This window comes from Cellvibrio sp. UBA7671, from assembly GCA_002483145.1.
GTDB lineage: Bacteria > Pseudomonadota > Gammaproteobacteria > Pseudomonadales > Cellvibrionaceae > Cellvibrio > Cellvibrio fibrivorans.
This window is the reverse complement of the sequence record DLHJ01000002.1, coordinates 100,740-120,532: the sequence shown is the minus strand read 5'-3', so window position 1 is coordinate 120,532 and position 19,793 is coordinate 100,740. Positions and strand designations below refer to the sequence as shown.

Sequence of the window (19,793 nt, the reverse complement as noted above, 5' to 3'; positions counted from 1 at the left end):
GCGTAGTTGAAAAGCGCCGAACAACAAAACAATTAAGTAAAAACTTAGCTGTCTTGCTCTTCCTGATTTTGCTTTTCGCGCTGAATACGCTGATAAATTTCTTCGCGATGCACAGCAATATCTTTAGGAGCGTTGACACCAATACGAACCTGGTTGCCTTTGACACCTAACACGGTAACGGTAACCTCGTCACCCACCATCAAGGTTTCGCCAATACGGCGAGTTAAAATTAACATCTTTAATCTCCTTCACTCATCCTGTAAGAGTACGACTTAGACACCCCTTGCCACCATCGACCCCCGAATACCCCCTGTCGCGTCCTGACAACCGAATGCCTGGATTTAAGTATCGTCTACTTTTTGCGAAAGGGAAGAAACCCCCAACATTTTTCTGTCTATTTTTTAAGTAAACAGTAATGCGACTCAAACACCTTAACTAAACCGCCTTTTATTAGAAGGCCTAGCCCCTCACTCGGCCTTCTGACGGTTCGGCATCCAAACCAAAAGCGGTGTGCAGACTGCGCACAGCCAACTCCAAGTAACGCTCATCGATGATCACCGAAATTTTAATTTCTGATGTGGTGATCATTTGAATGTTGATACGATCTTCTGCAAGAGCAGTAAACATGCGCGATGCAACACCTGCATGAGAGCGCATACCAACACCCACGATAGATACTTTAGCTACCTTATCATCACTACGCACTTCGCGTGCACCAATTTCTTTGGCAACCGCTTCCAGTACAGCAACGGCTTTGCTCATATCATTTTTGTGCACAGTAAACGTCAGGTCAGTAGTACCATCTGCTGACACGTTCTGAACAATAACATCTACTTCAATATTAGCGGCACCAATAGGCGCGAGAATTTTTGCTGCCACGCCAGGAGTATCAGGTACACCAGCAACGGTTACTTTGGCTTCATCACGGTTAAATGCAATACCGGAAACAATAGGTTGTTCCATAGTTGAGTCTTCCTCATCGAGGGTAATAAGGGTTCCAGGGCCTTCTTTGAAACTGTGCAAAACACGCAGAGGCACCTTGTATTTGCCGGCAAATTCAACTGAGCGAATCTGCAGAACTTTGGAACCCTGGCTGGCCATTTCCAACATTTCTTCAAAGGTAATCTTTTCCAGACGACGCGCACGCTCGCATACACGTGGATCAGTAGTGTATACGCCGTCTACATCGGTGTAGATCTGGCATTCATCCGCCCTCAGTGCAGCAGCAAGCGCAACACCGGTAGTATCTGAACCGCCGCGACCAAGCGTGGTGATATTGCCTTGCTCATCCACACCCTGAAAACCGGCAACAACGACCACACGACCTGCTTTAAGATCGGCACGCATATTCTCTTCATCGATAGACTGGATACGCGCTTTGGTGTGGGCATTATCCGTTAGGATACGGACTTGGCCGCCGGTGTAAGAGCGCGCATCTACGCCACGCTTTTTTAGTGCCATACACAAGAGTGCAATAGTCACCTGTTCGCCGGTAGATACCAATACATCCAATTCACGAGGATCGGGGGTATCCTGAATTTGTTGCGCCAAGCCGATCAGGCGATTGGTTTCCCCGCTCATAGCTGAGAGTACCACAACCATTTCATGACCTTGGGCATGAAAACCTGCCACCTTATCGGCAACCTGCTCTATACGCTCAATCGAACCAACTGAGGTACCACCATACTTCTGAACTAATAAGCTCATTACACAGCCTATCCTTTATCAATTGAAAGCTAATTTACACCGGGTACAAATACACCATCTGACCATATTCATTGGCAAGACGAACCAAAGATGGCTCTTCATTTGTTGAGTACCTTGTACGATAAAAAAATGCTTCTCCAGAATCGAGACGCAACGTCACTGAAACATCATCCAAGAATAAAGCGCTATCCGCTTGCCCCTCTGCCCGGATAGGCTCTTTTCTCAGATAAACACGCTGATCAAACTGCGCACCATCTGAGACCTCCAATGGGTAGGCACTTAAACTATTACTACCATTGCCTTGAGAATCCCATGCTGGTGGATAATCACCACCAGTCGCACTAAAACCAAACTTGTAAGTATGGCCACTAACAAAACTCATACCCGTCTGCTGATAGCGGAGCGGAAACTCCCGACCACCATAATGCTTGGTAACTACACCGACATAAACAGGGTCGGCAGTGGTGGCAGAGGCACCATTTACAACAACGTAAACTTCGATAGATTGAATTAGCGGCATGGCATTTTCCTTTTGATTAAAGAACGCTGAAACAACACTTATTGTCGACTGCATTCACTTGCACATGATTTGTGCACTAAAGTGAGCAAACATATCACTCACCGTTAAATTCCTGCTTAATCTCACCTCAACACATCACTCACTACTTACATGATTGCCTAAACCGAAAAAATCAGCCCACAGCAATCGACAACTTCTACTACCCGCTATTGACACTAGTACTAAATACTTAGGGTAAGCCCCTAAATCATCTGGCAACCAGATCACAAAAAGGCGCCAATTAAACACCAGATTGCGACAAAAGTTAACCCAAATGGATGATTAAAAGCGGATTAATCACACTTCCTTCATCTTTCTGTACAGCTATTGACCGAGTTGGGTTTTTACCCAAGGCACTACTGAAGCCAAAGCAGCATCCAGCCCTGCGACATTGGTACCACCGCCTTGCGCCATATCTGGACGGCCGCCGCCTTTGCCACCCAGTTGTGCTGCAACAAAACCCATCAAATCCCCAGCTTTCACTTTGCTAGTTACATCCTGGGTAACACCTGCAATGAGCGCCACTTTATCGTCTTCAACGGTGGCCAATAGCACTACCGCCGAGCCAAGTTTGTTTTTGAATTGATCTGCCGTCTCACGCAAGGATTTGGCATCTGCACCCTCAAGATTCAAGGCCAGTACTCTAACACCTGCGATATCCACAGCCTGTGACAACACATCACCACTCCCAGCAGTGGCCAGTTTGGTCTTCAGGACAGCGAGATCTTTTTCCAACTTACGATTGTGCGCAACCAGCGCATCCAGTTTTTCAATCAATGTGTCGCGATTGGCTTTTAAGCTGCGACCAGCGGTATCCACCAGCGCTTCAACCTGATCAAACAACGCCAGAGCTTTTGCACCAGTAATAGCCTCAATACGACGCACACCGGCAGCAACACCAGATTCAGAGGTAATACGGAACAAGCCTATATCACCAGTGCGATTAACGTGAGTACCGCCGCAAAGTTCGACAGAGAAGCCATCACCCATGGTCAGTACACGCACAGTATCGCCATATTTTTCGCCAAACAGCGCCATCGCACCTTTGGCTTTGGCTGCATCCATATTACACAGCTCGGTGGCAACCGCCGAGTTGGCGCGAATCTGGTCATTGACCAACAATTCAATGGCTTTTAACTGCTCGGCAGTCAATGCCTCAAAATGAGAAAAATCGAAACGCAGGCGCTCGGAATCTACCAACGAGCCCTTTTGAGTCACATGCTCACCCAGAATTTTACGCAGCGCAGCATGCATCAAGTGGGTGGCCGAGTGGTTTAAGGCAGTCGCCTGACGCACATTGGCATCAACCTTGGCGGCAAAACCGTCGCCCACCGATACAGCACCTTGCAGCACACGTACAACATGCACATGCGATGCGCCCTGCTTCTGGCAGTCGCGCACCTCGAGGCGATTACCACCTAACTCCAGATAGCCACAGTCGCCTGCCTGACCACCGGATTCAGCGTAGAAAGGAGTGCGATCAAGCACTACTGCACCATCTTCACCTTCAACCAAACGCTCTACTTTTTTGCCATCCTTAACCAGTGCGAGAACCTTGCCCTGCTCTGCCAAAGAGCTATAACCAAGGAATTCACTGGCGGGCAAATCGAGGCCGGCAGCGTTGTAATCCACTTTGAAACTACCAGCAGCGCGAGCGCGAGCGCGCTGTTCAGCCATAGCGGCTTCATAACCCTCCTGATCAATGGTCAGGCCTCGCTCACGAGCAATATCAGCTGTCAGATCAACCGGAAACCCATAGGTGTCATAAAGGGTAAAAACGATTTTGCCAGGGACTTCAGTCCCGGAGAGTTTGCCCAGAGCATCCTCAAGGACGGCGATGCCTTTATCGAGCGTCTTTTCAAACTGCTCTTCTTCTTGCAGCAGCACACGCTCGATTTGCGCTTGGTTCTTATGCAACTCGGGGTATGCATCACCCATTACTTCCGCCAGAGCTTTAGCCAACTTGTGGAAGAAAGGTTGCTTTTGGCCGAGTTGGTTGCCATGGCGGATCGCGCGGCGAATGATGCGGCGCAGCACATAGCCGCGGCCTTCATTGGATGGCACAACACCATCGCTGATCAGAAAGGAGCAGGAGCGGATATGGTCAGCAATCACACGCAGGGATTTGTTTTCCATGTCGTGGTTGCCAGTCGCATCAGCGGCAGCTTGCAACAAATGCTGAAACAGGTCGATTTCATAGTTGGAATGCACATGCTGCATTACGGCTGAAATACGCTCCAAGCCCATTCCCGTATCGACGGATGGCGCTGGCAGCGGATGTAAAACACCGTCTGCAGTACGGTTGAACTGCATGAACACGTTGTTCCAGATTTCTATGTAGCGATCACCATCTTCTTCTGGCGAACCCGGTGGGCCACCCCAGATATCCGCGCCGTGATCGTAGAAAATCTCGGTGCAGGGGCCACATGGTCCAGTATCACCCATAGCCCAAAAGTTATCGGATGCGTAAGGAGCACCCTTATTGTCACCAATCCGGATGATGCGTTCTGCAGGTACGCCCACCTCTTTATTCCAAATATCGTAGGCCTCATCGTCTGATGCATAGACGGTAACCCAGAGTTTTTCTGCGGGAATATTGAGCCAATCTTTTGCGGTGAGGAATTCCCATGCGTAGCGAATAGCGTCGTGTTTAAAGTAATCGCCAAAACTGAAGTTGCCCAGCATTTCAAAGAAAGTGTGGTGACGTGCGGTATAACCAACATTTTCCAGATCGTTGTGTTTACCGCCAGCGCGCACGCAGCGTTGGGAACTGGTAGCGCGATTGTAGGAGCGCTTGTCACCGCCAAGAAAAACATCTTTGAACTGATTCATGCCCGCGTTAGTAAACAGCAGCGTAGGGTCATTTTCAGGAACCAGCGAACTGCTGGCGACAATGGTGTGACCTTTGCTCTCAAAGTATTTCAAAAAGGCGTTGCGAATTTCAGCGCTCTTCATATTGCATCCACTAAATGTTCGAATTAATGCGATTTGTATAAAAAGATAGGAACTCGCCTAATCAGGCGCGATGTTCTTCTATTTCTTCGGCGCTCAGTTTACGCGCCTCATGCTCCAGCATCACCGGTATGCCGTCGCGAATGGGATAGGCTAAACCACTATCCCAACACACCAACTCTTGCTGCTCAGGGCGATACTCAAGTTCACCCTTGCTCACCGGGCACACCAAAATACTGAGTAATTTTTTATCTATCATGGTCTTAGGTCACGCTTAGGCCAGTTGGGGGCGGTATCTTACACTGCATTTTGCAGCCCTGTCTCTACAGCCATGGGGCTATAGCGGCAATTAAGGAGCTAAATCGCCGGAAAGCGGTGGGATAAGTCCGTTTTGCCAGCGCTTTACCTGCTCCACAACCCGTTTATTCGAGTAAATTTGGGGATGCGATTTGGTAATTTTTTGTTCTTTTTCCCAAGTGGAAACCATCTTCTTTGCCTTCACAAAGGCCTGCTCAAAATCAACTCCGGGCTTGAGCGACTCCTTGAAGTAGGCTTTGCCAAAATAGGTGAACAGGCTGTCATCGGCGCAGCCAAAGGAGGTCTTATCGGCAGCTGCGGCGGTCATAATCAGGCTCTGCTCATCCTTAAGGTCATCAATAAAACCACCGGAAAAACAGGCTGACAACACAACAACGCGATGCTTGATGCCAGTAGCCTTTAGCAGATCACCAAGCCACTTTGCTTCTATATCCGCTAGTGCAAGACCATTGTGGTTGAGTGAGATTTTTTTATCCTTGGAACCATGGCTGGTGATATACAAAAAGAAAATATCCTGCTCCTTATCCATGCGTTCAGCAATACGTGTAATCGCTGCACGGATACTGGTTAATGTCGCCAGCGGACGTTCATTCAACGAGCGCTGGCTATTGGCCAAATAAATCGCCGTTGCGCGGTTGCCATATTGAGCGCTAAATAAATTTTCAATAAATTTACTTTCTCGACGAAATACTTCTTCAGTGCCATATCCAGCCACAACTAAACTGTACAATTCAATTTTTTGAGGATTTGATGTCTGCAGGGAATCCAACGCGAGTTGTAATTCACCGGATTCTTTATAGAGTGCGTGCTCCGCAACTTCTTCAGGGGTAAAAATTTTTACTGTCTCGCCCCCATCGACCAAACGACCATATTCCCAGCGACCGTCAATTCGACTAACACCATCGATAGGTGTTTGGTAAATCAATATGCCTTTGCCGTGTTTGCTACCATAAGAAAATTCGCCTTCGTAGATATCCCCATTACTGGCAATCAATTTTCCTTGCCCATCGTATTTTCCAAATTGAAATTCACCGGTGTACTGTTCGCCCTCTTTTGCGATATAACTGCCTTTACCTTCCAACTGGCCATCCTGATATTCTCCCTCCCAGTGATTGCCCTCGGCATCGGTTTGGATTCCCTTGCCATTCAGCCGCCAGTTTTTAAATTCACCGACATAAGTGAAGCCATCATGACTGGTGTAAGTTCCTGAGCCAGTAAAATTATCACTTTGAAATTCACCGCTGTAGCGATTGCCCCGTCCATCATCGAACACACCTTGACCGTACATTTTTCCCGCGACAAAATCCCCAGTGTATTTTTCACCCGTTGCGCGCTGCAATTCACCCTTTCCTTGAATTACACCGTCAACCACTTGACCAATATAGAAAGATTTATCGGCGAACGTCCATTTGCCGCTACCATGCATTTTATTTTTTTCAAAATCCCCTTGGTAAACATCTCCACGTGGATATGCGAGCCTGCCCTTACCGTGAAATTGATTCCCGGCAAATTCACCTTCATAGCGACTACCGTCCGGATACGTCAATAAGCCACGCCCTTCCATTCGGCCACGCACATAATCCCCGCTGTAATTACCTGAGTAAGCAGAAACAAATTTACCTTTTCCATGCATGAGCCCCGCTAAAAATTCGCCATCATATTCATCGCCATTCGTCCAGCGCATGCGTCCCTGCCCCTCCAACTGACCTTGAGCGTTAAGATCGCCAACATAGCTCGCACCATCAGCAAAATTGAGCGATGGGGACAAAGCGAAGCGCAAATCGCGAAATGTGCCTTGCACCGCAATCAAGGTAAGAACAACGCCAGTTAAAAAAGCAACCACAATCAGAGCAATAGGCTTCATACACAATCCGTTATGAACGCTGATAAAAAATAATTGAATAACAACAACTGAAAAAAATTATTCGGCAGGCATAGGCTCAACCAACAATTGCGGATCAACGCGCTCTTCAAACCAGTTCATCCGCCAGTCAAGATGCGGGCCAGTAGCTCGACCGGTTTTACCCACTTTCGCAATAAATTGCCCCTGGGTAATCGCATCGCCTTTTTTCACCAGCACTTCATTTAAATGAATAAAAGTCGATGACAAGCCGTGGCCATGATCAATAATTAATGTCCCACCCGAAAAGAACATATCCGGGTGAACGAGCGTCACTACACCACCAGCAGGTGCTTTTACTAAAGTACCTAAGGGCTTGGCTATATCAACACCGTAATGCGGTGAGTTGGGTACACCGTTATAAAATCGCTGGCTGCCGTACACACCCGTTACCGGCCCAATCAGTGGCCATTCGAATTTCTGCGCAAAAAATGTCAGCGGTGAATCGCCTTTACGCGCATCGGCTGCCATTTGCGCTTCGCGTTTGGCGCGCTCAACTTGTGCCGGATCAGGCTCTACCGTTTGTTGCGGAACACCAGTTACTTTTTGAATATTGTAAGTACGCGTTTTCACATCAAATCGATGCTCTTGACGAGTACCAGCACTGTCAATTGTGACAAGAGTTGCCGCTTTCTCTGCATCGCGACCTAATCCAATGACAAACTGACCTGCAGGAGAAATTTGCAATGGTTTGCCGCGATATTCCACCCGGGTTCCCTGCGACACCTTGCCAATAATCACACCACCCTGCTGCCACTCACCGGTCAATTCCAGTGCTGCAGACGCCATGCTGGCGAGTATAAATAAGACAAGTGCGACGAACTGTTGTAACTTCACGATTGACTCCAGTAGCAATCAGTAAATTTTGGACAAAAAAAACGGCAGACTAGCTGCCGTTTTTTTCGTTGTCACACACTTATTTCATTGTTTCATCAACACGCAGAATCTTCATGGTATTGGTACCGCCCAGCAAGGTGGTATCACCGCTGGAAACGATGACCAAATCACCATCGACCAAGGTGCGCTGTGATTTGAGCATCGCAATTGCGCGCACAAAATCATCTGCACAAGGAGCGCTATTGGTGTCAAATGCAATAGGTTGTACGCCGCGGTACATTGCCACTTTGCGCTGGGTGCTCACATGACGAGAGAACGCAAAAATGGGCAACTGCGAACCAACACGCGACATCAAGCGCGGTGTACTACCTGATTCGGTAAAGCAAATAATCGCCTTAACACCATCAAGATGGTTGGCTGTAAACATAGACGCCAACGCGATTGATTCATCAACACTGCTGAAAGCCTGATCCATACGGTAGTTATCAAAACTCGCCGTGGGATGTTTTTCAGCACCGAGAATAATACGCACCATAGCTTCAACAGTTTCAACCGGAAAATTGCCGGCCGCGGTCTCCGCCGATAGCATTACCGCATCGGTACCATCGAGCACTGCGTTAGCAACGTCGAATACTTCAGCACGCGTTGGCAGCGGGCTATTGATCATCGACTCCATCATTTGCGTTGCGGTAATCACCGCTTTGTTGAGGGCACGTGAGCGAGCGATGATGCGCTTTTGCACACCGATCAGCGCTGCATCGCCAATCTCGACACCCAAGTCACCACGTGCAACCATCACCGCATCGCTTGCCATGATAATGCCATCAAGTGTTTCATCATCCGCCACGGCTTCTGCGCGTTCAACTTTAGAAACCAAACCGGCACGACCACCTGCAGCAACCATCAATTTACGTGCGAAATCCATATCCTCTGCAGAGCGAGGAAAAGAAACCGCGAGATAATCCACATCGATTTCAGCAGCAGTTTTGATGTCGGCAATATCTTTTTCTGTCAGTGCTGGTGCAGTCAGGCCGCCACCTTGGCGGTTGATGCCTTTGTTGTTGGACAAAGGACCCGCCACTTTAGTGGTGGTATAAATACGTGTGCCTTCGATTTTGTCAACAGTCAGAACTACGCGGCCATCATCGAGCAACAACACATCGCCGGGCTTACAGTCATTGGGTAACTCTTTGTAGTCGATACCCACTTGCTGCTGGTTACCTTCATCGCGCCCCAGGGCTGCATCCAACACAAACTTGTCGCCTACCTTGAGATGAATTTTACCTTCGGCAAAACGTGCAACACGGATTTTTGGGCCTTGAAGATCGCCGAGCACCGCCACAAAACGGTTGTGCTTGGCCGCCAATTCACGAACCATTTCTGCGCGACGCTTGTGATCTTCCGGCGAGCCGTGCGAAAAATTCAAGCGAACCACATCCACACCCGCCAAAATCAATTTTTCCAATACTTCTGCAGATTCGGAAGCAGGTCCCAAAGTACTGACGATTTTTGTACGTCTTAACATGATGGGCTCTCTTATTTAGCGGACATAAGTGCAAGGGTGTTATCCAACATACGGTTGGAGAAGCCCCACTCGTTGTCGTACCACGCCAATACTTTTACCCACTTGCCGTACACCTTGGTCTGCAGTGAGTCGTAGTTGGAAGAATGCGGATTGTGATTGAAATCGATTGAAACCAGAGGCTCATCAACGAAAGCCAATACCCCTGGCATTTCAGTTTCGGCGGCTTTTTTCATCGCTGCATTAATCGCTTCAACGCTAACTTCTTTTTCTACCAATACGTTCAGGTCAACCAGAGAAACGTTGATAGTTGGAACACGAACAGAAATACCATCCATCTTGCCTTTCAATTCAGGCAACACTAAACCTACTGCTTTAGCAGCACCGGTAGTGGTTGGGATCATGGATTGGGTAGCTGAGCGCGCACGGTAAATATCTTTGTGGAATACGTCAGACAATACCTGATCATTGGTATATGAGTGAATTGTGGTCATAGAACCTTGCACGATAGTGAAGTTATCGTTCAACACTTTGGCAACCGGTGCCAGACAGTTAGTAGTGCAAGAGGCGTTAGAGATGATGGTGTCAGTCGCTTTCAACACTTTGTCGTTTACACCAAATACCACGGTAGCATCCACGTCGGTACCTGGAGCAGAGATAATGACTTTCTTGGCGCCAGCAGCCAAATGCAAACCAGCTTTTTCTTTGCTGGTGAATATGCCGGTACATTCGTACACCACATCAACATTCAATTCGCCCCAGGGCAACTTGGCTGGATCGCGCTCGGATGTGATGCGGATAGCATCGCCGTTGACGAACATGGTATCGCCTTCAAATTTCACGGTGCCGTTAAATCCGCCGTGAACAGAATCATATTTGGTGAGATGGGCATTGAGGTGCGCATCACCCAAGTCGTTGATACCTACGATCTGGATTTGGCTGCGCTTGCCTGATTCATACAAGGCACGCAGTACATTGCGACCGATACGACCGTAACCGTTAATTGCCACTCTAATCATTACATTCTCCTAAGTAAGCTGTTCAATAATTTTTGCTGTAGGGGCGCTGCTTGCTACGCCCTGTTCAGGCGTTTGATACGCCCAGTTCTTGTATTCATTAAGGGCGCTGCAAGCGGCGGCGCCCTCAGGTTAACCGCGTGGCAAGCTGGCTGCTTCACGAGCGAGACGCTCAATCTCATCCCAGCGTCCGGCTTTCATCAATTCTTTCGGCGCCATCCAGGTACCACCAACACAATGCACGTTTGGCAATGCCAAATAGCTCGGTGCTTTTGCCAAATCAATTCCACCGGTTGGGCAGAACGTAATCTGCGGCAAAGGGCCGGCAATTGACTTCAACATAGGCACACCGCCTGCAGCTTCAGCCGGGAAGAACTTCTGATGGGTAAATCCTTGTACGTAGAGATTCATTGCCTCGGTTGGTGTTGCAACACCGGCTAACAGCGGAACTGGGCAGGCTTTAGCCGCTTCGATCAGCGCCGGTGTAGTACCCGGGCTAACCAAAAAGGTTGAACCCGCTTTTACCGCTTTTTCCAAATCTGCCGGAGTAATAATGGTGCCGGCACCAATTACCGCGTCATCAGGCAAGTCTTCTACCATGGCACTGATAGCATCCAGTGCACAGGGGGTGCGCAGGGTAATTTCCAACACTTTCAACCCACCGTTATAAAGCGCTCTGGCCAAGGGCACAGCATCTTCAATGCGCTCCACCACCATAACGGGTACGACTGGCGCTACTCTGACAATTTGATCGATAGTTAAAGCCACTGTATGTCCCTCGTTGTTCAAAAAAGTTCGAAAGAATAATCTGCCCTAAAAAAACCTTCCGCAGATCAGTTCGGAATTCGGTAAAAATCAAGGCGCCCAATAAACCACAACCGGCACTTTTTGCTGTTGCAACACTGCACGGATCGGCATTTCTTTTATATCGGTACCCGCCTGGGCTGCACGTAGTACTGCCAATTTTTCATCGCCAGTCAGTAGCAACACCAAGGTTTTGGAGCGGAGCAAACCAGCCAATGTCAAGGTCATGCGCTCGGTAATTGCACCGGTTACTTCGCTTTGCTTGGCGATAATCGCCGCGCACAATTGCTCAGACTCCGGATTCAACGCCTCATCTAACCCCTGCGCATGAGGAAATAATGATGCAGTGTGCCCATCGGAACCCATGCCGAGTATGGTGACATCAAAGGGTTGCGCTAGTTGCTGATAAGCGCTTTCACAATCATCCAAACCTTCAGCTGCGGTTTCCGCTGAGTTTTTCATACCGACCAGATTGGCGACGGCAGCTTTATTCTGGATCAGGTGCTTTACGGTAAAAGCTTCATTGCTTTTATCGTGCGCAAACTCCACCCAGCGCTCATCAACCAAGGCGACGTAGACAGACTCCCAATCCAGATCGGAGTTGCTCAAAGCTTTGTACAGCGGTTCAGGTGTACTGCCGCCCGACACCATAAAAGTCGCTTCACCGCGATCCTCGATCGCTGCGCGCAGCGCTGCTTCACATTCTGCCTGCAGCGCGACAATCATTTTCGCGCGGCTGTCAAATAAACGCTCGCTTACCATTCCTGATCCGCCCCTGACAAGACTTCGTCAATGGAGAACCAGCGACGGCGGTCACTGGCCATCAACTGTGCCGAAGCTTGCGGCCCCCAGCTACCGGCCATGTAGCCGTGCGGTTTGTTTTCCGGACGCTGCCAGGCTTCGATAATCGGGTCGATCCACGCCCAAGCTGCATCCACCTCAGCGCGGTGGATAAACAAACTCGCATCTCCAGCGGCGGCATCCAACATCAGGCGCTTATAAGCATCTGAATAGAAATCCTTGTAGGTATCGGCAAAATTCAGGTTGAGCACAACGGGGCGCAGGTGCGTCTCGTGCTTCTCCAGATCTTTGGACACCATAATGATCTTGATACTTTCTTCCGGTTGCAGGCGGATGATCAAACGGTTAGGCGTCGCCATACCGGCAGATTCAGGATATACACGGTGTGCAACATCTTTGTACTGGATAACGATTTCGGCAAAACGTTGCTTCATACGTTTACCGGTGCGCAGGTAGAAAGGCACATTGGCCCAGCGGGAATTGTCGATGTAAGCGCGGATCGCAACGAAAGTTTCGGTATTGCTCGCTTGTCCCAGCTCATCGAGATATCCGGGAACGGCTTTTCCACCCATTTCGCCGGCGACATACTGGCCGCGCACAGTGTTGTACTTAACCGTGTTGCCATTCAGAGGGCGCAGGCTTTCCAATACTTTCAGTTTTTCCGCGCGGATGCGATCGGCAGTCATCTTATTCGGTGACTCCATCGCCACCAAGCAGAGCAACTGCAGAATGTGGTTTTGCACCATATCGCGCAGCGCACCAGCGCCATCATAGAAGCTGGCACGACCTTCGAGGCCAACAGTTTCCGAAATGCTGATCTGTACGTGATCGATAGATTTCGCATCCCACAGATGCTCAAACATGCCATTGGCAAAACGCAGCGCCAGCAAGTTTTGTACGGTTTCTTTACCGAGATAGTGATCGATACGGAAGATAGCATCTTCACTGAAGTATTCAGCGATCTGACTATTAATTTCCTCTGCCGTTTTGGCGTCATAACCCAAGGGCTTTTCCACCACTACACGGGAGGTGGCGGTAATCAAACCAGTCTCGTGCAAATGTTTGCAGCAGATACTGAACACTGAGGGGGGGGTAGAGAGATAGAACACACGCTGGCTGTTGCCACCGCTATTTAGCAATTGCGCCAAAGCGTCCCAATGCTCATCTTTAGTACCAATATCGACAAATACCGGAAACAGGCATTTGGAAAATGCATCCCAAGCGGCAGCATCAAACTCATCTGAGTTGAGGTGTTTTTCTGCGGCATCGCGCACCTTGTCTTTGTATTCAGCAACCATCTGGGTATTGCGGCAGGTTGGAATAATGCGTGAGCCTGCGGCCAAAGAGCCTTCGCGATGGGCGCGATAGAGACCGGGAATCAACTTGCGCAGAGCCAAATCGCCAGCGCCACCAAAGATGACAAAATCAAATGCTTCAAGCATGAGGGGTAATCCTGTTTGTGAATCTTGAAAAGTGGATTTACTTTTTAAAAACGAAGACCCCGAACACAGGTTCGGGGTCCAGGATTTAACGGGCAATTACCAGTTAAATACAGTAGCTCCTTCTTCAGCCAATCCCACTGTGGCGCGGAGGGGCGCAAACAATTCACGCCCCATACCATAGTGAACTGCTGATAAATCACACTGGGCAGGTTGGCGAGCACTTAGCTCTTCCTCACTGACCAGCAGTTGTAATGTGCCGGATTCAGCATCCAATTCAATCATGTCGCCGTCGCGGATCAAGCCGATGGGACCGTTATCCAGGGCTTCCGGCGTCATGTGGATCGCTGCCGGAATCTTACCAGAGGCGCCCGACATACGGCCATCAGTCAGAAGGGCCACCTTAAAACCGCGATCCTGCAATACACCCAGCGGTGGAGTCAGCTTATGCAACTCAGGCATTCCGCAGGCCTTTGGCCCCTGGAAACGCACCACTGCAATAAAGTCTTTTTCCAGATCGCCGCGCTTGAACGCGGATTGCAACTCTTCCTGGCTGTGGAACACGATCGCAGGAGCAACCACTTTGCGATGATCCGCTTTGACTGCGGAAATTTTGATCACTGAACGGCCAATATTACCTTTCAGCAACTTCATGCCGCCCTCGGGTGCAAAAGGTTTGGCAACCGGGCGCAAGACTGCATCATCGAGGCTTTCCTGTATCCCTTCACGCCAAACCACCTCGCCATTTTCCAAAAATGGCTCTTTGGTATACGCCGACAAGCCTGAACCACCCATAACGGTTTTTACATCGTCATGCAGCAAACCGGCATTGCGTAGCTCGCGCATCAGGAAGCCCATACCACCAACAGCCTGGAAGCGGTTTACATCGGCCAATCCATTCGGATAGATGCGGCACATGAGCGGAATTATATCTGAAATGTCAGACAAATCCTGCCAATCAATCAACACGCCTGCAGCACGGGCGATAGCAACGATATGCATAGCATGGTTAGTTGAACCACCAGTGGCCATCAAGCCGACAATACCGTTAACAATCGATTTCTCGGTCACTATGTCGGACAGAGTTACCAACTCATCGCGAGTAATTCGGGCAAGTTGATGCACCGAAGCGCGGGTCAAGGCCTCACGCATAGGGGTATAGGGGTTGATGAAGGTGCTGCCGGGTAAGTGAATCCCCATGATTTCCATCAACATTTGATTGGTATTGGCGGTGCCGTAGAAAGTGCAGGTACCGGCGCTGTGATAAGAAGCGCTCTCTGCGGCCAACAGCTCCTTGCGCCCTACTTTGCCCTCAGCAAATAATTGGCGCGCCTTGGCTTTTTCGGCATTTGGCAGACCGGGAGTCATCGGACCTGCGGGAATAAAAATAATCGGCAGCTGACCAAATGACAGTGCTCCCATCATTAAACCGGGAACAATTTTGTCACAGACCCCCAGACAAATAGCACCGTCAAACATATCGTGTGACAGCGCGATTGCAGTGCTCATCGCAATCACATCGCGGCTAAACAGTGACAGCTCCATACCAGGGAATCCCTGGGTTACGCCGTCGCACATCGCCGGTACACCGCCTGCCATTTGTGCGGTCATCCCCATTTCTTTGGCAGCCGCCTTGATGGGCTCCAGATACTCACCATAGGGCACATGGGCAGACAGCATTTCATTATACGCAGAGACTACCCCGAGGTTCGCAGCCTGGCCTTCAGCCAAGGCTTCCTTGTCGGAGCTATTGCAAGCGGCAAAACCATGGGCAAGATTTGCACAACCCAGATGGTGACGAGCAGGCCCTTTACTGCGGAATTTGTTGACGCGCGCAAGATAGGCGGCACGGGTGTCGCGGCTGCGGGCAATAATCCGCTCGGTGATTTCAACAAGTCTTGGATCTGTGCTTAGTACGTCAGTCATGGGAATACCATTGCTCTTGGGGCTGTATCTAGCGCAAATCGGTTGATTTGCGCGCAATCGCGCCGGGTACGTTGCCCGGCGCTCTGCTTATGAATCTCTCGGAACTACCACTTAATTTGCTTTGGCGCGCTTGTAGAAATCAATCAAGTTGCGCGTTGAAGCATCGTGTTTTGGATTGGTTTCTTTCGCCAAATCCAATTCAGGCTGAATCCCTGCAGCGAGGACTTTACCTAACTCCACGCCCCATTGATCAAATGAATGGATGCGCCAAATGATACCTTGAACAAAAATTTTGTGCTCATAAAGCGCGATCAGGGCACCTAGCGAGCGAGCATCGACTTTATTTAATAAGAAAGTGTTAGTTGGGCGATTACCGCGATGCACCTTATGTTCCACGATCTCCTCAATGCGTGCAGCACTCATCCCTTTTGCACTTAACTCGCGGCGCACCTGGTCCGCATCAATCCCCAGCATCAAGGCTTGTGTCTGCGCGAAGAAATTCGCCATCAACGCGTCGTGATGACCTTCGACCGCAACAGTAGGAGCGATTGAACCGATAAAGTCAGCGGGGATAATGTCGGTACCCTGATGCAACATTTGGTAGAAAGCATGCTGGCCGTTGATACCCACCTCGCCCCATACCAGCGGAACACTGCCATAACTGATCTGCTCACCCGCCCAATTAACAGACTTACCGTTACTCTCCATCTCCGCCTGTTGCATATAAGCTGGGAAACGGTGCAGGCACTGGTCATACGGCAGGAGCGCATGGGCAGGATAACCGAGGAAGTTGCGGTTCCAGATCCCCACCAATGCCAGCATTACCGGCGCATTTTCCGCCAGCGGCGCTGTCTGGAAGTGCTGATCCATCTCATAAGCGCCTTGCAGCAAATCATCAAACAGTTCGTAACCGAGCGACAATACGATCGGCAAACCAATCGCCGACCAGAGTGAGAAACGGCCACCGACCCAATCCCACATATCAAAAATATTTTCTTCGGCGATACCGAAACCAGTTACCAATTTACGATTGGTTGAGACCGCCACAAAGTGTTTGGCAATCGCTGCTTTATTACCCGCTGCCGCCATAAACCATTGCTCGGCAGTGCGCGCATTGGTCATGGTTTCTTGCGTGGTAAAGGTTTTAGAGGAGATAACAAATAAGGTAGTTTCCGGATTCAGGCCGGCCAATACCTCGGCAATTTGCACACCGTCGATATTAGAGACAAAATGCATATTGAAGCGTTTATCGCTGTAATCCTTGAGCGCTTCACACACCATCAATGGCCCTAGGTTGGATCCGCCAATACCGATACTGACAATGTCGGTGATAGTTTTGCCGGTAAAACCAATCCACTCACCCGAACGCAGTTTTTCGCTCAGTTTGCGCATACGCTCAAGCTCGGCATTAATTGCCGGACGCGCGTCAGCGCCGTCGATCACAATCGGCTTGGAGGATTTATCGCGCAGGGCAACGTGCATAACCGCACGGTCTTCAGTGGCGTTGATGTGCTCGGCAGCAAACATCTTGGCGCGCCAACTTTCAACATTGGACTCTTTAGCCAATGCCAGCAGCGCCGCTTTGGTTTCATCAGTAATTAAGTTTTTGGAGTAGTCAAATAACAGATGGGATAATTGCAGGGAGAACTTGGCAAAACGTTTATCATCAGCGGCAAACAAGTCTTTCAGGTGTCGGGACTTCATTTGAGCTGCGTGGGCAGTAAGGGTTTTCCACGCAGGCAAATCGGTAGGGCGCACATCAGGGTTAGTCATTTCTACTCCACAAACAAAAATGCGTAGGTGATATACCTAAACAAGTGGTTGATTTCTATTCTGTTAGTTTGAGTCCGACCCGACTCCGACAAGTAGTGAAGGATAAACTTCCTACCAGTTTCAAAGTTATATGCTTACCATCCTAGAATTAAGCCTTTAAGCGCAAACGAAACTGATAAGCTGCGAATACGCCGAACGTTCGTGCCAATACAATCAGCAGCGGTTGCGTGGCAACAACACAAAAACAGCGTAATTGCCGCGAGAATTGCGCTGTTTAAAAAGGCCGCTATGATAGGCAGATGGGTTTTAGGTGTCAATTAAAGCGCAGTGTTTACAGGGTCGATTGCCCTTGTTAGATCAGCTAAAAAATACAGTCGCTCACCAAGAGAATCCCAAGGTCATAATTACTCATTCAGCCTATAGATCCCACTTATGCATACGAATAAAAACTACACAGCATCTCTTGGTGTCATTGAAGGATTTTTTGGCCGCAGTTGGAGCTGGCAGGATCGAAAAAATTACGCGCAATTTCTTGCACTAAATGAGTACGGTTTTTATATCTACGCACCAAAAGACGACAAAAATTTACGCAGACAGTGGCAAATAGATTGGCCTGTTGAGATTAAAAAATCACTGGCTGATTTACGCCAGATTTATCGCGCAGCTAATGTGCAGTTCGGTATCGGCCTCAGCCCCCACGAAATTTATCTCGACAACACGCGCAACCAGCGCGCGCAACTAGACTTGCGCATCCAACAGATTAATCAATTGGAGCCCGATATCCTGTGCATTTTATTTGATGATATGCGCGGCGACATTCCCGGGCTCGCACAGATCCAGATCGATATCGCCCATCAGACAGCAGCGGCCAGCAACGCCAAAAAAATTATTTTTTGCCCCACTTATTACAGTTTTGATCCAGTACTGGAACGCGTATTTGGCTCAATGCCGGAGAACTACTGGCAAACCTTCGCGCAGCAACTGGATAAAAGTATCGATATGTTTTGGACCGGGGAAAAAGTCTGCTCAACCAATTACCCTGCTGAACATCTCGCACAAGTAACCGAGTTAATTGGCCGCAAACCCTTTTTGTGGGATAACTACCCGGTTAATGACGGCGCAGTGAAATCCAACTTATTGCAGCTGCGCGCATTTGATCAGGGCCACAGCCAATTAGCTGATAAAGTAGCCGGGCATGCCGTCAACCCAATGAATCAACCCTGGCTTTCGCAAATTCCCTTGGCCAGCTTACCCTTGGCTTACCGTGAAAAAGAAAATTACTCTGCAGATGCCGCCTTTACTAACATCTGTAGCAATCTATGCGGCGATGTTTTAGCGAAACAATTGCAACAAGATACCCATCAATTACAAGATCTCGGGTTGAAAAAACTTTCTCAACAAGAGCGATATTTTTTACAGACCACTTATCAGCGCTTTGGTAACAACCCATACGCGCAAGAAATCATTGCCTGGTTAAATGATGAATACCAATTTGACCCTGCATGCCTGACTGAATAATTAAACGTTTTATTTTAGCAGCACCGATTGAATCCACTTCGACATGGATTCAACTTGCTCCATGCATACAGTGTGTTCCATTGGATAGGATTCATAATGCACATTGCAACCGCGATCTTGTAAAAAGCGATAGGCGCGCTGCCCTAACGCCTCGTTCACTACAGGGTCAAGAATGCCATGCTGAATTAATATCGGCGTCTTTTGATTTGCGGCGTGAATACTAGCTGTTGTATGAGTGGCAAAATAGCTCGACAAAATCAACAACCCTGCCAGTGATTTTTTGTAGGTCAACCCCGCGTGATAGGCAACCGCTCCACCTTGGGAAAATCCCACCAGGATAATTTTTTCACTAGCCACACCACGCGCAATTTCACGCTCTACTAAACGCTGCACAGCTTCAGCACTGGCGATTAATTGCGATTCATCCACTTTACGTTCCAGATTCATCTCCAAAATATCGTACCAGGCAGGCATGATATATCCAGCATTAATGGTGACGGGAATTTGTGGCGCATGCGGAAAAATAAACCGTACCGATAACTCCTCAGGTAAACGTAACTCTGGCACTAAAGGTGCAAAATCATTGCCGTCTGCTCCCAAACCATGGAGCCAAATTACGCTAGCAGTAACAGGTATCTGCGGCTGATTTAGCTTTTCAACACAAGGTAAATATTCCATAAGGGTTCTCGTTTACGTAAGTTTTGCTTAATTTTTGTTCAGA

The 19,793-nt window shown here is 49.0% G+C and carries 16 protein-coding genes; 1 reads left to right on the top strand and 15 read right to left on the bottom strand.

Annotated elements, in window-relative coordinates; translation table 11 throughout:
* Positions 1 to 44 precede the first annotated feature (44 nt).
* The 14 genes from csrA to pgi all read right to left on the bottom strand — a co-directional run bounded on the left by csrA (position 45) and on the right by pgi (position 17,554).
* The gene (gene csrA, locus B4E62_RS01040; protein WP_062060719.1) at positions 45 to 236 is read right to left on the bottom strand and encodes a carbon storage regulator CsrA; all 192 of its coding nucleotides are present in this window, start codon (positions 234 to 236) and stop codon (positions 45 to 47) included.
* A gap of 223 nt (positions 237 to 459) precedes the next feature.
* Complete coding sequence (locus tag B4E62_RS01035) at positions 460 to 1,707, bottom strand: aspartate kinase (RefSeq protein ID WP_310071776.1); 1,248 nt, start codon at positions 1,705 to 1,707, stop codon at positions 460 to 462.
* A 34-nt stretch (positions 1,708 to 1,741) separates the two neighbouring features.
* Entirely contained in the window at positions 1,742 to 2,281 is a 540-nt protein-coding gene (locus tag B4E62_RS01030) for a hypothetical protein (RefSeq protein ID WP_331350722.1), read from the bottom strand.
* A 309-nt stretch (positions 2,282 to 2,590) separates the two neighbouring features.
* Positions 2,591 to 5,221 carry an alanine--tRNA ligase gene (alaS, locus tag B4E62_RS01025; RefSeq protein WP_310071772.1) on the bottom strand — a complete coding sequence of 877 codons (2,631 nt, stop codon included), beginning with the start codon at positions 5,219 to 5,221 and terminating at the stop codon, positions 2,591 to 2,593.
* 61 nt (positions 5,222 to 5,282) lie between these two features.
* Complete coding sequence (locus B4E62_RS01020; RefSeq protein ID WP_310071770.1) at positions 5,283 to 5,477, bottom strand: Trm112 family protein; 195 nt, start codon at positions 5,475 to 5,477, stop codon at positions 5,283 to 5,285.
* Between the two features lie 90 nt (positions 5,478 to 5,567).
* Positions 5,568 to 7,400, bottom strand: a complete 1,833-nt coding sequence (locus tag B4E62_RS01015) for a C13 family peptidase (protein ID WP_331350721.1) — start codon at positions 7,398 to 7,400, stop codon at positions 5,568 to 5,570.
* A 57-nt stretch (positions 7,401 to 7,457) separates the two neighbouring features.
* Positions 7,458 to 8,273, bottom strand: a complete 816-nt coding sequence (locus tag B4E62_RS01010) for a M23 family metallopeptidase (RefSeq protein ID WP_331350720.1) — start codon at positions 8,271 to 8,273, stop codon at positions 7,458 to 7,460.
* Positions 8,274 to 8,352: 79 nt separating this feature from the next.
* Positions 8,353 to 9,798 (bottom strand): pyruvate kinase, encoded by a 1,446-nt coding sequence (gene pyk / locus B4E62_RS01005; protein ID WP_310071764.1) that lies wholly within the window; start codon positions 9,796 to 9,798, stop codon positions 8,353 to 8,355.
* Between the two features lie 11 nt (positions 9,799 to 9,809).
* A complete protein-coding gene (gap, locus tag B4E62_RS01000) occupies positions 9,810 to 10,814 on the bottom strand; it encodes a type I glyceraldehyde-3-phosphate dehydrogenase (RefSeq protein WP_310071762.1) in 1,005 nt (334 codons plus the stop codon).
* A gap of 129 nt (positions 10,815 to 10,943) precedes the next feature.
* Positions 10,944 to 11,579 carry a bifunctional 4-hydroxy-2-oxoglutarate aldolase/2-dehydro-3-deoxy-phosphogluconate aldolase gene (gene eda / locus B4E62_RS00995; protein ID WP_007642915.1) on the bottom strand — a complete coding sequence of 212 codons (636 nt, stop codon included), beginning with the start codon at positions 11,577 to 11,579 and terminating at the stop codon, positions 10,944 to 10,946.
* Positions 11,580 to 11,666: 87 nt separating this feature from the next.
* Positions 11,667 to 12,377: a 6-phosphogluconolactonase gene (gene pgl / locus B4E62_RS00990; RefSeq protein WP_331350719.1), complete on the bottom strand. Its 711-nt coding sequence runs from the start codon at positions 12,375 to 12,377 to the stop codon at positions 11,667 to 11,669.
* Complete coding sequence (gene zwf / locus B4E62_RS00985; protein ID WP_310071755.1) at positions 12,371 to 13,858, bottom strand: glucose-6-phosphate dehydrogenase; 1,488 nt, start codon at positions 13,856 to 13,858, stop codon at positions 12,371 to 12,373. The genes pgl and zwf overlap by 7 nt, the downstream gene beginning before the upstream one ends.
* Before the next feature lie 96 nt (positions 13,859 to 13,954).
* The gene (gene edd / locus B4E62_RS00980; protein ID WP_331350718.1) at positions 13,955 to 15,781 is read right to left on the bottom strand and encodes a phosphogluconate dehydratase; all 1,827 of its coding nucleotides are present in this window, start codon (positions 15,779 to 15,781) and stop codon (positions 13,955 to 13,957) included.
* Between the two features lie 111 nt (positions 15,782 to 15,892).
* A complete protein-coding gene (gene pgi / locus B4E62_RS00975) occupies positions 15,893 to 17,554 on the bottom strand; it encodes a glucose-6-phosphate isomerase (protein WP_331350717.1) in 1,662 nt (553 codons plus the stop codon).
* A gap of 432 nt (positions 17,555 to 17,986) precedes the next feature.
* On the opposite strand from pgi, the gene B4E62_RS00970 reads away from it, so the two are divergent.
* A complete protein-coding gene (locus B4E62_RS00970; protein WP_331350716.1) occupies positions 17,987 to 19,072 on the top strand; it encodes a beta-N-acetylglucosaminidase domain-containing protein in 1,086 nt (361 codons plus the stop codon).
* Positions 19,073 to 19,081: 9 nt separating this feature from the next.
* Here B4E62_RS00970 and B4E62_RS00965 read toward each other — a convergent pair whose 3' ends face one another.
* A complete protein-coding gene (locus tag B4E62_RS00965) occupies positions 19,082 to 19,750 on the bottom strand; it encodes an alpha/beta hydrolase (protein WP_331350715.1) in 669 nt (222 codons plus the stop codon).
* Positions 19,751 to 19,793: the final 43 nt, after the last annotated feature.

Coding starts and splice junctions, on each gene's coding strand:
- alaS (WP_310071772.1), bottom strand. CDS start 5,221: ATGAAGAGCGCTGAAATTCGCAACGCCTTTTTGAAATACTTTGAGAGC.
- B4E62_RS00970 (WP_331350716.1), top strand. CDS start 17,987: ATGCATACGAATAAAAACTACACAGCATCTCTTGGTGTCATTGAAGGA.
- pgl (WP_331350719.1), bottom strand. CDS start 12,377: ATGGTAAGCGAGCGTTTATTTGACAGCCGCGCGAAAATGATTGTCGCG.
- pgi (WP_331350717.1), bottom strand. CDS start 17,554: ATGACTAACCCTGATGTGCGCCCTACCGATTTGCCTGCGTGGAAAACC.
- B4E62_RS00965 (WP_331350715.1), bottom strand. CDS start 19,750: ATGGAATATTTACCTTGTGTTGAAAAGCTAAATCAGCCGCAGATACCT.
- gap (WP_310071762.1), bottom strand. CDS start 10,814: ATGATTAGAGTGGCAATTAACGGTTACGGTCGTATCGGTCGCAATGTA.
- csrA (WP_062060719.1), bottom strand. CDS start 236: ATGTTAATTTTAACTCGCCGTATTGGCGAAACCTTGATGGTGGGTGAC.
- pyk (WP_310071764.1), bottom strand. CDS start 9,798: ATGTTAAGACGTACAAAAATCGTCAGTACTTTGGGACCTGCTTCCGAA.
- B4E62_RS01020 (WP_310071770.1), bottom strand. CDS start 5,477: ATGATAGATAAAAAATTACTCAGTATTTTGGTGTGCCCGGTGAGCAAG.
- B4E62_RS01015 (WP_331350721.1), bottom strand. CDS start 7,400: ATGAAGCCTATTGCTCTGATTGTGGTTGCTTTTTTAACTGGCGTTGTT.
- B4E62_RS01030 (WP_331350722.1), bottom strand. CDS start 2,281: ATGCAGTCGACAATAAGTGTTGTTTCAGCGTTCTTTAATCAAAAGGAA.
- zwf (WP_310071755.1), bottom strand. CDS start 13,858: ATGCTTGAAGCATTTGATTTTGTCATCTTTGGTGGCGCTGGCGATTTG.
- B4E62_RS01035 (WP_310071776.1), bottom strand. CDS start 1,707: ATGAGCTTATTAGTTCAGAAGTATGGTGGTACCTCAGTTGGTTCGATT.
- edd (WP_331350718.1), bottom strand. CDS start 15,781: ATGACTGACGTACTAAGCACAGATCCAAGACTTGTTGAAATCACCGAG.